Source organism: Pseudomonas sp. 50_B, assembly GCF_017491625.1.
GTDB lineage: Bacteria > Pseudomonadota > Gammaproteobacteria > Pseudomonadales > Pseudomonadaceae > Aquipseudomonas > Aquipseudomonas danubii.
This window is the reverse complement of record NZ_JAFGYX010000023.1, coordinates 1-16,291: the sequence shown is the minus strand read 5'-3', so window position 1 is coordinate 16,291 and position 16,291 is coordinate 1. Positions and strand designations below refer to the sequence as shown.

Here is a 16,291-nt window from a genome sequence, read left to right as displayed (position 1 = left end):
ACGCCCCCTGGGCAGCACCTTCATCCCACACCTTGCTACCACGAGAGCACCTTACAGCGTCAGTTGCCCACGCTCCTCATCGGTCAGGCGCGCCCGGGCCTGTTCGCTCAAGGGCCCGGCCCCCAGTACCTGCACTGGGCTGTCGGGGTTGTAGCCCGGGGCGCGGCTGGCTTCTTCACGCTGGCGTTGCACCGGTTCGGAACCAAAGCCCAGCACTTCCACGGTGACGATGGACGCCCGGCCCTGCCTGGCTGCCGCCTGCTGATTGCGCGCCGCCTCCTCCGCTGCCTGGGACGCCGCCGAACCCGCGGCACTGGCCGAGCTCATGGCGCCGGTATTGACCGCCGCCGTGACCGGCACCCCGGACGACTTGCCCTGGGTCTGGATGTTCGCCGCGTTGACCACCCGCAGTGCGGCGATATTGACGTTGCCCGAGACCCGGATACCCGCCTCGCCGGCATCGATGGTGCCCAGGGGTGCGATCAGGTCGATGTCGCCGGCCGCCACCTCGGGAATCGGGTTGAGGGTGGCGATCCCGGCCCCGGTGCTGGGCACCGACGGTGACAGGCTGACGTTGCCCCAGGTGTCGTAGACCCGCTTGGGCGGGGTGTAGACCACGGTGGTCTTGGAGCCCCGGCCGGCGTTGATGTCGCCCGCCGCCGACCAGCCCATGATCGAGCCGCCGAAGGTGGTCATGATCCGGCTCTGGCCCAGGAGGATGCTGCCCAGGGAGTACAGCTGGATGTCCCCCGCGCCCTGGGTGATGACCCCGGCCGAGGCCGGCGGCGCGGTGCCTTCGATGCCGAAGGTCTGGTGGCCGCCCGGGGTCAGCATCTGAATATTGCCGCCGAAATCGGTGTGCACCCCGGCGCCGCCGAACAGGGTGATATCGCCCTTGTAGGTGATCGGGTTGCCGGCCACATCGGTACTCGGGAACAGCCCGGCAATCGCCGCCCGACCCCGGGCGTAGCTGCCCTGGCGTATCCCGCCGTCCTGGGTGTACTCGCGGCCGGCGGCCTTGAGCTCGGCAAAATACACATCCCGGGCAAACACCCGCTGCTGCTCCGCCGGCAAGGCCGCGTAGTAGGCCCGGGCCTGGGCGCTGTCGCCGACAAAGCCGAAGCGCTGCGCCAGCCAGTCCAGCAGCTCACCCTCGTAGGTCTTGGCCACCTTGCCCGCTGACAGGCTTTCGCCAGGCTGAGCCAGGCGGCTCGGGTCCAGATAGGCTTCGACAAAGCGTCGATAATCCGGGCCGCTGGCACCGACCCCGGCCTGCATCACGATGCTCGCCCCGGGACGGCTGTCCCCCGCCGCCACGGCGCCGAGGCTGGTGACGCTGACCCGGTCTTCCATGAGGATGTTGCGCCCCGCAGTCAGCTCCAGGGTCCCGGGGCCGGCAACGTTGAAGCTGCTGTAGAGAATGTCGCGCCCGGCACTGGCGATGGAGATGTCGCTGGGGTTGTGCTGCACGAACAGGTTGCCGCTGAAGGTGTATTCGCCATAGGTGCTGTTGCCGCCCTTGGCCCCGCCAAGACCGGTGCCGCTGCTGACGATGTCCTGGCCGGCCTTCATCCAGACTGCGCCACCGCCTTCATAGTAGGTCTGCCCCAGGCGTGGGTCGGACGCCGTGGTGAGGGTCAGGACGCGGCCGCTGCTGACCCCCAGCAAGTCGCCGTTGATGGCATAGAACCGCGACGGCTCGGTGTTGCCCGCCCACTGGTTGGTCGCCGTGTTGGGACCGAAGGCAAACAGCGGGAACACCCCGCCGCGGGCCCGGTTGCCATCGGCGGAGAGATTGCCGCTGGCCGCCAGGGGAATCCCTTCCAGGGTCGCGCTGGTGGCCATGAAGGCTGGGTGCTCGGGGGTCGCCAGCGCCTGCGCCGAAGCGCTGGAGCGGCTGACGGTCAACTCGCCACCGTAGATCGAGTCACCGGCCAGCAGCTGCAACTGACCGTACAGCGAAGGCGCCAGCACCAGTGCCGCCGGAACCACCGCCGCCCCCGCCTCATACAGGCTGGATTGGCCGTAGTAGAGGCTGCCGCTGGCCGCCACGGCGCGCAGGGTCGGCGGGTAGACGGTGGCCATGTCGGTTTCCGTGCCCCTGGTCAACGGCGTGAGGTTGCCCCCGGCCGAGTACAGGTCGATGGCGCTGCGCTCGGTCCACAGGGAGAACCAGCTCTGGCCGATACCGGTGGCCCCGCTGGCGCCCTGGTAGGCCCAGCCATTGGCCAGGGGCGCGCGCCCGGGGTCGGCCACGGTCTGCAGCACCAGGTCGCCACGGGTCGACAGGCTGAAGGTGGCATCGCCCGGCATCAGGGTCATGCCGCCTGCGGCCACCGCCAGGGTCGCCCGCTGCGGCTCGAAGGCCCGGGTTTCGCTGCGGCTCTGGTCCGCCGCCTGGGCGCCGTAGTGCAGATCCAGGCTGCCCAGGGCTGCGCTGCTCAGTTGCGCATGGCCGCGCAGGTTCACCAGGGCGCCGTTGAACACGCCAAAGCCGACCTGGCTGTAGGGGTTGACCTGCCCGCCGACGCGCAGGGTCAGGTCGCCACCGCCGGTCACTTGCCGGCTGCCATCGGCGGCCACCCGGCCGGTGCTGCCCACCGCCAGGATCAGCCCGGTGCTGCGCGGGTTGACGTAGCTGGCGTAGACCGGCGCCGCCATGGGCGCCAGGGCACCGGCATCACCGCCGACCTCGACCTCCAGGTTGCCGCCGCCCAGGGTGCCGAAGCCGGTGAAGCCGACCATCTGATCGGCACCGCCGGCGCTGTTGGCGGTGTAGGTGCCGAAGTTGATCCACCAGGCCGTGTCCCGCTCCACGCCGCCGCTCAGGTCGTTGCCCTGGCGCCACAGCCAGTTGCCCACGTTGCTGGAGTCGTTGCCGGTGTCGCTGGCCACCGGGCGGCCCGGGGGCAGTTGGTTGGGCAGGGTCACGATGTTGCCGCCGAGGTTCGCCCCGACCTTGATCCGCAGGTTGCCGCCGCCGTCCGGGTACCAGGCCCGGTAGACACTGCTGGCGCCACCGTCCACCAGGGACTCGTAGCCGCCGGCGACGTTGTTCAGCACTTTATGGCCGTTGCCTCCCCGCGCCAGGTTGTAGGGATCGCTGGCCGAGGTGGCGCTGGAGGAGGTGCCGGCGGTGTACACGCCGAACAGCGAATCCATGCTCAGGTTGCCCGCCGCCAGCAGGTCGAGGTCGGCGGCACCGGTGCGCACGACGCTGAACCGGGTGCTGCTGGGCACCAGGGCGTAGGAGTCGCCGACGGCGCAGTAGCTGGGGGTGTTGTCGCACAGCGCAGGGTCACCGAACTCGTCGAAGTTGACCGGCTGGCCGACCATGCTGTCGTCGCCGAAGAAGTCCAGGGAGCCCTCTTCGGTCCAGACATACTGCGCCTGACCGAACATCCCGTAATGGCTGTCCGCCAGGTGCAGGTTGCCGGCCGTGGGCTGGCTCTGCAGCACGCGGCTGTCGGCCGCCGCGGTGTCGGCCCCGGCCACCAGGCGCAGGGACCAGGACTGTGCGCCCTCTGTCAGCATCGGCGCGATGGCCCAGAGCTTGCCCTGGCGCCCGCCGTTTACCGGCCGCAACAGCACCGAGGCCACCCCGCCCGGCAGCTTGATATCGGTGCCCGAAGGAATCAGCGCCCCACGGGACAGCTCTTTGCCACCGTCGAGCACCACCAGGTTACGCGCCCCGGCAACGCCCGGCAGGGGCACGCCCTTGGGCCAGGTCAGGGCATTCACCGCGGTATTGGCGGTCAGCAGGGTGCCGGCCTCCAGCACGCTGCCCGGGTTCAGGGTCAGGCTCTGGTTCAACAGGGTGCCGGCGGCGAACAGCAGCGTACCGTTGCTGTCGCGCACCGCGGCGGCCAGCACCGTGCCCGCCGGCAGCACCAGGCTCTCGCTGAGGGTCGCCGCCACCGGCAGGCGCGTGCCCTGCGGCAGCGTCAGGGCCTTGATCGGCAAGTCGTAGTTGAGGGTGCTGCCCCCAGGGAACAGGGTGCCGTCGGCCAGGGACAGGCCGCCCCCCGGAATCACGATATCGCCACCGGTGAAGTCGATGCCGGCCCGCAAAATCCAGCCATTGTCGTCATCGGTGCCCGGCGGCGGCGCGAAACCATCGTTGATGCTGCCGTAGACGTTCAGGTCGCCACCGGCGCGCAGGCTCAGGCTGCCCACTTCACCGGAGCCGTAGACGTTGTCGTCCTTCTGGGTGTGGGGGTTGAGGCTGGCGTAACGGTAGCCGGACAGGTCCAGGTCGCCCTGCACCACCAGGTCGCCGTCGGCGGTCTTGCTGACGATCTGCACCCCGGGCCGCAGGTGCAAGGCATCGGCGTAGGTGGCGTTGTTCAGGCCGGCCAGCTTGTTGTGCAGCAGGTCGTTGTTCTGCAGCGCAGCGTTGATAAAGGCGGTGCTTTGCAGGTGCTTGGCCTCCAGGTAGGCCTGGGTGATCTCCTGGTAAGGGCGCCCGCTGGCGGTGGCGTCGGTTTTTTCCGGGGCATCGTCGTAGCTGATCATGCCGTTGACCGCGATCGAGCGCGCGCCCTGGATAGCCAGGCGGCCACGGGCATCGATGTCGATGTCATTGCTGCTCTGGTCCGCCTGGACGATGCGCGGCGCGTTCAATTCCAGGGTGCCGCGGCTGCGGCCGTCGTTCTGCCCCGGGGCGCTGCCCGACGCCACATCGGTGCCGTGGCGCAGGTCGATGCGCGCGCCGTCGGCCAGGGTCAGGCGGCCCTGGCCCGAGCTCAGGACCACGCTGGCGCGGTTCGGCGAGTCGATGATCTTGCCGAAGCTGTCGACCCGCAGCGTGCTGCCGTGGGCGTCCAGCAGCGCGCCGCTGTCCAGGGTCAGGCCCTGGCTGGCCGCCAGGTTGATGCTGCCGACCCGAGCGCCACTGGCGTCCACCCGCCCGCTGACCCGCAGGCTGCCATGGTCCAGCGAGACGTTGATGCTGCTGGCCTTGACCCCGTCGCCAATGGTCAGGTCGCCCTGCTTGAGCTGGAAGCTGCGGGCGCCAAAGACCTGCCCCTGGTTCAGGCGCTGGTTGAGGGCGGCGAACTGCTCGTCCAGGCTGCCGCTGCTGCCCAGGTGCTGGGCCTGGATTTCCACCGCGCCGCGGAGGAACGGCACCAGGGTGCCGCCGGCATCGTACTGGCCACTGCTGCCGCCGAGGATGCTGCCCGCCAGGTCGACCCGCCCGGCCGCGCTGTCCAGCGCCACCACCCGCAGCTTGCCGGCCTGGTTGTGGCTGGCCGAAAGATCAATGGTCGAGCCGGCCGCCTGCAGCACGTTGCCGCTGCGGCTTTGCAGCAACACTTCGCCGCCGGCGCCGTATCGGGTCAGGTCGTTGAACGCGATGGCGCGACCGGCCACATCGACCCGCGCCGCGTCGGTCAGCAGCACATCGCCACGGGCGCCCAGGGTCACCTTGCCGCTGGGCAGGACCACGGCGCTGGCCAGACGGATGCTGTCGCCCTGCAGGGACAGTTCCGCGCCCTGGCCATTGGCCGCGCCACGGGGGCCCGCCGAGGCACCGATGTCGATGGCGCCACCGGCGCTGATGCGGTTCACCGAGCCGGCCTCGCCAGTCATCAGCGGGGTGAGGATATTCAGGTTGCCGCCACTGTAGGCAAAGCCGCTGAGCGGGTCGAAGGCGCCCTGGCTCTGGTAGACCGCCAGGCTGCCCTTGTGGTTGGCGGTGATGCGCTGGCTGGCATTCAGGTTGACGTTGGCAAAGCCCAGGGCCAGGCGGTCGAAGTTCTGGGTGGTGCTGGGCTGGGCGAAGGCGCCGTAGCCGAACTCGATGCGCTCGGCGTCAATCTGCAGACGCCCGCTGCCGGTCCCGGCCCCTCCGGCCACCACCGCCCCGGCCGGGGTCACCGCGCCCTGCCAGATCAGGTTGGCGGTGTGGATGCTGGCCACGTCATTGGCCCCGCCCGCGCCGTAGATTGCCGGAGTGGAGAGCATCAGGTTGCTCAGCAGCGACTTGCCGGTCAGCGGGTCGTAGGTGTCCAGGGTGGCGCTGCCGTAGAAGTTGAAACCGTCCCGCGCCGAGAGCTGCAGGGTCTCCAGGGCCGGCGCGCCGAACTGGGTGTCGCCGCGCAGCAGGCGATCCAGCACTTGCTGGGTCAGGGTCATGCCACTGGGCAGGCGGTTGCCCGCCGCCGCGGCCGCCAGGGCTTCGGGGCTGCCGACATTGATGTTGTTCAGGCCCAGGTTCAGGTGACGGGTGCCGTAGCGCACCTGATCACCCAGTTCGAAGGTGTTGTCAGTCAGGGCGACGATGCTGCCTTCGGAATACAGCGCGGTCTGCCCGCTGCAGGGCGCGCTGGCGCAGGAACCGACCTTGATGCCGCCGCTGCTTTGCCCGCCGGCCTGGACCTTGCTGATGACATTGAGCAGGCCATTGGACACCGCCAGCATATTGGCCACCTGGTAGGTGAAGCCGTCCCGGGCGTCATAGCTGGCCTTGCCGCGACCCAGGGTGTTGATGGAGGCGCCCTGCTCCAGGACGATCTCGCCGCTGTTGCTCACCAGGAACACTTCCGGCGCGGCCAGGGTCACGCCTTCGCGCAAGGTGATGGAGCCCTTGGGCGCGTTGATGCCTTCGGCCAGGGTGATGTAGTTGCCGCCCTGGCCGTACTTGACCAGCGTCAGGCCACCGAGCATCAGCCGCGCCGCGCCCAGGGTATTGAGGCTGTCCGCGTCCAGGGTGACGCCGCTGAAGCCGCTGGTGGCCGACTTGCCGGCGGCCACCACTTCAATGCCGCCGCTGCCCATGTTCAAGATCGCCACGGTGCCGCCGTAGCCGCCCTGGGCGGCGTCGAAACGACCGATGCCGCGGAAGGAGAAGGCCTGCGCCCCGGCCCCCGTTTGCAGCGCCAGCTTCAGGGTCTTGGCGTCCACCGGCAGCATCGGCCGGGGCACTCCGAGGCGCGCCGCATCGGCCAGGGCGAACTGGGCGTAGCCGGTTTCGTTGTACTGGGAATAGCGCCGCAGGGTATCGGCCGAGGTCAGGATCAACTGGCTGGCCACGCTGTTGCTGATCCCGGTGTTGGCGATCGACAGGCGCCCGGCGGTGGACCAGGAGCCATTGCGCAGCTGCTGGGCCGCGCTTTCGCTGCCAAGCCCGGCCAAGCCGTTGATTTCGACGCGAAAGGCCCCCGGCATCAGCGCATAGGTGGACGGCATCAGGGTGTAGGTGCCCGCCGCCAGCCCCGGCACGCCACTGCCGATGGTGATCTGCTGGCCGATCAACGGGTCCACCGCGCCGCCTTCCGGTGCCACCGGCGCATAGCCCGGCTGTGCCCCGGGGACGATGGCGTAGATCGGGTTGCTGCCCAGGCCCGGCAGGATGAAGCTGCCGTTGGCGCCGATCTGCACCAGCGGGCTGTAGCGCGCATCGGTGGAACCGCCGCGCCCGGAAATGAACCCGGCCCCCAGCAGCTCGCCGCCACCGGACAGGTCCACGGTGGCATTGGGTTGCACCTGCACCGACTGGCCCCCGAGGATCACCCCGACGCTCAGGTCGCTGTTCTCATTCACCAGGGCGCCCTGGCCGAGGAAGGTCACGGTCTTGCCGTTGTACTTGTAGACCTGACCGTCGACGGTGCCGCCGTAAGGCAATACCAGGCCCTTGCCGCTGACCGAGGTCAGGCTGCCGGGCAGCAACTCCACCTGACTGGCGCCCAGGTTGCCGATCTCGATCAGGCCCAGGGGCGCACGAATCACCCCGCCCTGCTTGATGCTGGCCGCACCCAGTTGCAGGCGGCCGAAGGCCGAGTACGGCACCGCCGGGTCGCCATTTCCGGTGCGGCCGATGGTCAGGGTACGGCTGGGGTCGAAGTTGATGCGGGTGCCGGAGATATCGTTGAGGTAACCGGCAATCACCCGGGCCCCGACCTCGGTGGCCGGGTACAACTGCGCGGCCCGCAGGGTCATGTCGCCCTGGGTCAGCAGCTGGGTGCTGATGCCCTTGGCGATCACATCGACACCGGCCCCGGCGAGGAAACGCATATCGCCCTGGCTGGTCAGTTGCACATGGTCGAAGCCACGGCGCTCGACGTTCAGCAGGCTGTTGTCGGCCTGGCGCAAGGTGCCCTTGCTGCCGAACACCACGTTGCCGCGCACATCGATCAGGTTGGCGCTGGCATTGAACTGCGCCTGGGTGCCCCGTTGCGATGGCGTCCCGGTGGACACCGGGCGCAGGTACTGATCCTTGGCCTCCAGTGGCGCAAGGATGCCCGCCAGCAACAGGTAGGGCGCCGACAGATTGACCCGGGCGTTGGCCGCGGCACTCTCGCTCAGGTTCAGCGCGCCGCTGTACAGGCGCAGGCTCTGGCCCATGTTCAGCGACACATCGCCGTCGAAGCTCAGCAGGCCGTTGCTCAGTAGCGCCAGATTGTCAAAACCGCCGGCCGTGACCTGATCCACCCCGAGGCGGCCATGACCGTACTCCAGGCTGGCGGCTGCGGCGTCGGCACTGGCCGCTAGCCCACTGCCCTGGTGGACCTGGCTGAGCACCAGCTCCCGCGCCTTGAGCACCCGGTCGTTGACCGCGTTCTTGATGTAGTACGGGCTTTCCAGGGCCAGGGACAAGGTGCCCCCCGCCGCGCCGGCGCCCCCGGCCCGGGCGACGAAGCGGCCGTCCAGGTACAGGCCGTTGTTGGAAGCGAAGCTGATGCTGCCACCGTTGCTGGCCACCTGCACCCGGCCCTGGCCGGGAATGTCCAGGGCCGCCTGGGCCCCGGAAGCGTCAAGACGCGCACCGTCGCGCACCACCACAAACAGGTCGCTGGCCTTGGCAATGCCGCTGGCCAGGTCGATCTCGCCGCCGATGGCGATCTTGCCGCCATTGCGCACCTGACCGTAATGACGGCCACGGTTGTCCACCGCGCTCACCGCCCGCGCCGCCACGTCGATCAGCGCCTGCTCGCCGACCCAGATCGAACGCCCGTGGCCGGCGGCATTGGCGGCCTCGGAACTGGCCACCGTCAAACCATCGAGGCTGACGCTGCCGCCCCAGGCATTGAGGGTGCCGTTCATCGTCAGTTGACCGACGCTGCGCAGGTTGATGGCCTGCCCCGGGTCGACACTGATCACCGCGCCCTGCCCCACGGACAACGCCGTGGTGGCCAACTGGGCCGCCGTGGAGTACTGATTGCCGGCGCTCAGGGTCAACCCGGCGCCACGGCGCTGGGTCAGCACGCCCTTGGCCGCGTCTTGCTGGTACAGGTCCGGCAGCCAGGGCTGCAGAACGCTGGCCGGATCGCTGCCAGTGGCACTGCTGCCAGCCTGGGCAGCGAGGCGGTAGACCGGCATCTTGACCTCGACCTGGGCGCCGTCGGCCACCGTCAGGCCTTCATTGCCGGTGATGTCGTAGGCACCGAAACCCTTGTTGAAGAAGTCCCCCGCCAGTTGCAAGGTTCCGGCTGGCGGGGCCACGTCCTTGGCGCCGATCAGCACCTTGTGCGCCTGCAGGGCCAGGGTGCCGCCACCGTTGACTCCATGGCCGCGCAGCTCGCCCTTGAGGTCGAGCTGGCCGTCGGCGGCCAGGGTCACGTCGCCGCCCTTGCCACCGCTGGCCTTGCCGTCATAGCCGAGGCTGGCGCCGGAGCTGGCATCCACCAGGGTGCCGTTGCCCAGGTTGAGGTCGCCGCTGCTGCGCAACGACAGCTTGCCACCGTTGATAAAGGCCAGGCCGCTGCTGTCCGACGGGTCCAGGGCCAGGTTGCTCCAGCGTCCGCTGACATCCAGCTTGACTCCATCGGCCACCTTGACCCGGGCCTGGGCGCCGCCGCTGGGCGCGAGGATCACATCGCCGACCACGAAGTTGCGGTTCACATCCACCTGGTTCAGCACGTTGCCGGCGTTGATGCTGCCGCCGTGGGCCGTGAGGTTGGCGTTGAGCTGGACCTCTGGCCCGAACAGGGTGATATCGCCACCGTGCGCCACCTGCAGCGCGCCGTTGACCTGAATCTGCTGTTTGGCGCCGACCTTGATCGCCCCCAACTGGAAGCCGTTGAGGGTGTCGCTGTCGAGCACCAGCTGGCCCTGGCGGTTGGCCGGCAGGGCTGTGGCGAGGTCCAGGCCGGCGGCAATCTGCTGCTGGTTGGCCTCGATCAGCACCTTGTCCACGGTCGGGCTCAGGGCATAGCGCAGGGTGCCGCTGGCCTTGTTGTAGATCGGCGTGTAGTTGCCAATGATCAGTTGCGCGCGCTGGGCCGCGGCCTTGTGCGATTGCTGGTAGCCGTCGAGGTTGACGTTGGGCGCCTGGGTCTGGCGGTCGCCCTTGAACACTTCGCTGACCAGCTGGCCTTCAAGCACTGCGTTGCCGGTGCCGATCACCAGCTTGCCGGCGTCGCGGCCGACGCTGTAGCCGGCCTCGTAGCGGCGCTGCTGGGCGATCAGCGGGTTGTAGTAGTAATCGGTGCGGCCCCAGCGCGGGCTGCTGTCCACGTAGCCTTTGTAGATGCCGGTGTAGAGCAAATCCCCCGGGGCTCGGGACAGCTCGTACAGGCGCCCGTCAACGCCCTTGAGCCAGGTCTGCTGAATATAGCCGGCCTGCACATCGACGGTGCCGCCGGACAGGTTCAACTGGGCCCCGGACTGGGTCACCACCTCCTTGCCGGTGAAGGTCAGGGTGCCGCCCTGGGCCATCCACTCGCCAATGTTGTGGCCCTGGGTGCCCAGGTAGCCGCCCACTTCCAGCAGGCCGCCGGCGGTGTACCAGCGATCAGTGGCATAGCCGTTGGTACCGGCCGGAACGAACACCAGCTCGCGCAGGTCGACCCAGACGTCGTTGTTGATCAACTGGCCGCTGTCGCGGTTGCCCGCCGAGTCGCGCTGCTCGTTGCCCTGGACGTTGATCTTGATGGTGTTGGACTCCATCGCCACCTTGACCCCGACCGCGCCGGCCACGTCGATCACCGCACCGTCGCGCACCAGGCTGCGCTGCCCGGCACTGACCGCCACCTGGCCACCGGTGGCCAGGGTGATGGAGCCGTTCTGAAAATCCACGGTGCCGCCGCTGACGATCTCCACCCGCGACTGGTCGCTGCGGTCGGCCACGCTGCTCAAGTTGTTGAACGGCCCGCTGATCAGGTTGGTCGGGGTGCCGTCGAGGTTGATCAGGCCATTGTTGCGCTGGCTGTCCAGGGCGGTGTTGCCACTGCTGTCCAGCAGGATCGCGGTGGTGCTGCCCTGCCCCAGGGTCACGCTGCCGGTGCTGTCGCTGGCGGCGTTGAGCAAATGGATGGTGCCGCGGGTGTCCACCGAGGTGCTGGCCAGGGCCACGCCGTTCTGTTGCACCCGGTGCCCGGTCAGGGTGATGTCGCCGGTGGACGCCATGATCAGGCCAGTGTTGCTGACCGTGCCCGCCGTGCTGCCGGGCTTGAGCGAGGTGGCGACCTCGTTGCCCCGTGTCGTCGAGTGTTGGTTGCCGCTGGTGCCGACCCCGCGGCGGATGTAGAAACTGTCGCCGGCCGCCAGGGTGGTCTGGCCCTTGGCGGTGACAATGGTGCCGGCGTTTTCCACTTCCGACCCCAGCAGCAAGGCGTAGCCGCCAGACTCGGTGGAGCTGGCTGCCGGGTGGGTCTGGATCAGCGCGCCGCGCTGCACCTGGACCTTGCCCAGGGCATCGGTGAAGGTCGGCTGGGTGCCGTTGGCGTCCACATAGAGGCCTTGCTTGGTGAACTGCTCGTCGCTGATGGTGGCCGCAGCCGCCACCAGGTTGCGCACGTTGACCTGGCTGGTGCCGCTGAAGATCACTCCGTTGCGGTTCATGATCATCACCGTGCCGGCGCCCTTGATCTGGCCCTGGATCTCGCTGGGCCGACCGTTGGGGTCATTGACCTTGTTCAGCAGCGCCCAGTTGGACTGCTGCTGAAAATCCACGGTGGTGTTGCGCCCGACGTTGAAGGTCTCCCAGTTGAGGATGGCTTTGTCGGCGGTCTGTTCGATGGTCACCGTGGTCTTGCCGCCGGACTGGCTCTGCACCGGCCCCTTGGCGTTGATCCAGCCCTGGGCCAGGCTGTTGTCGACCTTGAGCCCGCCCTGGCCGAGGCCATCGGGAATCTGGCTCACCGTACCAAAGGCCGCCTGACGTGCTGCGGCCTGGGCCGCCTGCTGGGCGGCAATGGCGGCGACGCTGGCGTTGAGATTGCTCAAGGAACGCTGCAACTGCTGGTTGGCCCGGGTCTGCTGGGACAACGACGGAATCCCCGGCACCTGGCCGTTGGTGCGCGCAGCGGTGGCGGCCTGGGACGCGCCCTTGGCGGCGAACCAGCCGGAACTGAAGGCCGTGGCGCCATGGGCACTGCCCGCCACCATCAGCAAGGCAATGGCCTGGGCCAGGGGCTTGAGCCGCAGGCTCGGCAACTCGCCATCAAGGCGCTGGGCTGGGGATTTGACCGGTGGTTTGCAGCGAACCATGACTACTCATCCTTTGTTATGACGCCCACGGGAGCGCGACGCTTGTAGGCTTTGTACGAAAAGCCTTGATACTCGGTGATGCTGCGTTGAAAACGGTCTCGGAATGCTCATTTACAACCCGTAAACTCCGCTTCCTCGACCGTTTTCGCCTTGCCTGACCTTCGTCTCAAATCTTTTCGTACAGAGCCTAGGGCCCAGGGCACGCGTCACTGCTTTAGGGGATAGGCCGTTGGCGCGGAGCGCGACCGAACGGATGTCACGAAAAATTCATCTAGCGGGTGTAATGCAGGCGACGTTGGGCTCCGGCAACGGCCCAAGCCGCTGCCGGAGCCCGCTCACAGTGGCCGGCCGATGCCGTTGCAGACGTTGGGATTGCCGATGCTCAAGGCATTGGTGGCGCTCAGGAAGTTGGAACGCACGGCGGCTTTCCAGGACGGGTGCAAGGGCAGCATGCCCTGAGCCCTGATTGCCTGGTCATTGTTTCGAGCCTCAAGCGCGCCATAGTGGCGAGCCAAGAAGTCACGGACCTGATTGCTTTGAGTGGCATCGGCATAGCACTGGCTGAAGATCAGGTTGGTGTAGCCCAGGATCGGATAGCCACTCTGCGGATAAGGCAAGACGCCCTGTTCCCAGTTCCTGCCGAACACCGGCACCCACTTGTCCGGGTTACTGCGCTCGGCGATGGGAGGCAGCGCAACGCTATTGATGGCATTGACAATGTTGGCCGGCGCCGGCGAGACGCCGGTAATCCTGGCCACCTTGTTCCCGTCATCCAGACCGGCCAGGGTCGGTGCCGCAAGGGCCGGGCTCATGAAGGTGATGGCGCCATCCCAGGCATTCACCGCCGTCATGATGGCGTCACCGCTATTGGCCGCCAGCGCGCCGGCCGGCAGCCCGCCCGAATAGCTGGAATCAAAGTAGGTGGTCACGGCAAAGGTCCCGGTTTCATTGCACTTGGCATTCAGGAAACGCGTGAACAGCTCGGTGAAGCCGCTGCTACCTTTGGGATAAACCACGGTGATCGGGCCGCTACGTGCGGAACCCTGGATCCACTCCCAGCGGGACAGACGCCCCGAGAACACCCCACACAAGGTGTCGATGCTCAGGTCCAGTTCATGGCTGCCGGGCTTGTTGAACGGAATTGCAACGCTCGTGGCTGCCGAAGGCACCTGGATCAGCTTGCCGAACTGCGCCTGATAGGCCAAGGCGTAGTTGCTCAGTTCCACCGCGCTCAGCCTCGACTCACTGGCCACCCAGTGCACGGTCTTGGGGGCTGCGCCAGGCACCAGCACGCTGTAGTTGTTCTGTAGAAAAGCCACCTTGTCCCGGCCCTGATCCGCGCCAATGTAGGGCGCAAACCCCGCGGTCAACACCCCGGCGGTCTGATACAGCGGCCGGGTAAAGGTCGAGCCTCCACCGTTGATATCCGCCTGGGCCTGCTGGACGCAGAACGCGCCGTATAACAGTGAAGCGATCAACCATTGAGCTTTGGGCATGACAAGACTCCTGTCCTATCCGGTGATGTCACTGGCCGTTCGGAGGGCGTAAGCCCGCTGGATGCGCGCTCTGAACAGATGCTGGATGAAAAAAATCAGCAACGGCCGAAACCGTTGCTGATCGGGTGTTGCCGCTCGGTGGGGTTCGCCGTTACAGCGGACGACCGATGTTGTTGCAGACGTTGGTGTTGCCGATGCTCAGGGTGTTGGAAGCGGTCACGAAGGTGGTGCGGATCGCGGTTTTCCAAGCGGTAGGCAGTGGTACGAAACGGTTGGCGGTGATGGCCGCGTCGTTGTTGGTGGTCGCGCCGTAGTGACGGGCGAAGAAGTCACGCACCTGGCCGCTCTGAGTGGCGTCGGCATAGCACTGGCTGAAGATCAGGTTGGTGAAGCCCAGGATTGGGTAGCCAGTATCGGGATAAGGCACGGTGCCGGTTGCGCCGGCCTTGCCGAAGACAGGTACCCACTTGTCCGGATTGCCGCGATCGGCCGCAGCTGGAACCGGAACGCCACCGATGGCGGCGGAAACGTTGGCAGGTGCAGGCGAAACGCCGGCCACCTTGGCCACCTTGGTGGCGTCGTCCAGACCGGCCAGGCTCGGCGCGGCGTAGTCCGGGCTCATGTAGGTGATGCGGCCGTCGCCGGCGTTCAGGGCATCCATCACGCCTTGGCTGCCCACAGCGGCCACAGCGCCGGCAGGCAGGCCACCGGTGTAGCTGGTAGCGAAGTTGGTGGTCACGCCGAAGGTGCCGGTCTCGGCGCATTTGGCGTTCAGGAAGCGGGTGAACAGCTCGGTGGTGCCGCTGCTTTCGTTGCGGTAAACCACGGTGATGGTGCCAGTACGGCCTGAACCGGCGATCTGGCTCCAGTCGGAAACACGGCCGGAGAACACGCCGCACAGGTCATTGACGCTCAGGTTGACCGCAGCAGTGCCGGCCTTGTTGAACGGAATGGCTACCGAGGTGGCCACCGAAGGCACCTGGATCAGTTTGCCCCAGGCCGCTTCGTGACCGGTGGCGTAGGCGCTCAACTCAGCAGCGCTGAGCTTGGAGTCGCTACCCGCCCAGTGCACGTTCTTGCCGGTAGTGCCGGCCACGAACTTGGTGTAGTCGTTGTTCAGGAAGGCAGCCTTGCCGTTGCCGCTGCCTACGCCGATGTAGGGAGCGAAGCCGGCGGTCAGTACGCCAGCGGTCTGGTACAGCGGTTGTGGCAGGGTGGCGCCACCGCCGTTGATATCAGCCAGAGCAGCCTGTGCCGAGCACAGGGCAGCCAGGGTCAGGGATGCCGCGAGAACGTTGCGCTTAAACATGAAGAATCTCCTTTCGTCGTGTTCGTACGTTGGGTGAATAGCTCTTGCATGACGCCATGGCACTCGGGCCAGAAGCCTTGATCCAGAGGGCTTGAGGGGTGAGGCCATGGAGAGAGAAGTTCGCAGCTTCCGGTGACAGATAAAGGAAAAAACCTCGGGAGAAACCGACTGTTTTGGCAAAAGATTCTCGGGTGTTTGGCGCCGTTTTCCGGGCCTTTCCCGGGTCGCTGAGCGCCAGTCTGTCCGAGCTGGCGCCGGCATCGCTCTGCAAGCGCCGAAGCGGGTGCAGACAGCGCCGGAACATGACAGAACAAGGAACCCGAGCTTGGCCGATTGCCAGGTCGGGAGTGAGGCAGGCCGCGTGAAATTTTCTGGCTGCCCTGCCCTGCGCTTCGGAGCACACCTTCGCTACGCCCCTCGTAGGAGCCGGCTTGCCGGCGAAGGGGCTCGCGAGACCTGCATCGCCGGGGCCGACGCCTTCGCTGGCAAGCCAGCGCCTACGGACCGGACCGGACGCGGTCAGGTCAGGTCGGGATGTGCGGTTCAGGTCACCAGCTGGTTGATCTCGATGATCGGCAGCATCACCGCCATCACGATCACCAGCACCACACCCCCCATGACCACGATCATCAGCGGTTCGAGCAACGCGGTCATACCCATGGCCCGGCGTTCGATATCCCGCGACAGGGTCAGGGCCGCCCGCTCCAGCATCGGCGGCAAGGCCCCGGTCTTTTCACCACTGGCGATCAAGTGGATCAGCACCGGCGGGAAGACTTTCTCCACCCGCAGCGCAGCCGCTAGGTTGGCCCCCTCGCGCACCTTGGCCGTGGCCTCGCTGACGCTCTGGCTCAGGCGGTCGTTGGACAGGGTCTGGCGCGCCGCGTCCAGGGCCCGCAGCAGCGGCACCCCGGCGCCACTGAGAATCGCCAGGGTCGAGGCGAAACGCGCGGTGTTCAACCCCAGGACAAAACGCCCGAACAGCGGCAGGCGCAGAATCCGGCTGTGCCAGCTCAAGCGTGCCCGGGGATTGCGCAGGTACAGCCGCCACCCCCAG

4 protein-coding genes are annotated in these 16,291 nt (G+C 67.4%); all 4 read right to left on the bottom strand.

The window, feature by feature from the left end:
• Window positions 1–51: 51 nt before the first annotated feature.
• Entirely contained in the window at window positions 52–12,432 is a 12,381-nt protein-coding gene (locus tag J5M73_RS25300; protein WP_207816329.1) for a filamentous haemagglutinin family protein, read from the bottom strand.
• A gap of 335 nt (window positions 12,433–12,767) precedes the next feature.
• Complete coding sequence (locus J5M73_RS25295) at window positions 12,768–13,928, bottom strand: substrate-binding domain-containing protein (RefSeq protein WP_102863340.1); 1,161 nt, start codon at window positions 13,926–13,928, stop codon at window positions 12,768–12,770.
• A 151-nt stretch (window positions 13,929–14,079) separates the two neighbouring features.
• Complete coding sequence (locus tag J5M73_RS25290) at window positions 14,080–15,237, bottom strand: substrate-binding domain-containing protein (protein WP_115580195.1); 1,158 nt, start codon at window positions 15,235–15,237, stop codon at window positions 14,080–14,082.
• Between the two features lie 543 nt (window positions 15,238–15,780).
• Window positions 15,781–16,291 (bottom strand): type II secretion system F family protein (locus tag J5M73_RS25285; RefSeq protein WP_207816326.1); only part of this gene is annotated, 511 nt, incomplete at its 5' end.

Excerpts from the sequence above, each read along its gene's own strand:
- J5M73_RS25300 (WP_207816329.1), bottom strand. The coding sequence starts at position 12,432 with ATGGTTCGCTGCAAACCACCGGTCAAATCCCCAGCCCAGCGCCTTGAT.
- J5M73_RS25295 (WP_102863340.1), bottom strand. The coding sequence starts at position 13,928 with ATGCCCAAAGCTCAATGGTTGATCGCTTCACTGTTATACGGCGCGTTC.
- J5M73_RS25290 (WP_115580195.1), bottom strand. The coding sequence starts at position 15,237 with ATGTTTAAGCGCAACGTTCTCGCGGCATCCCTGACCCTGGCTGCCCTG.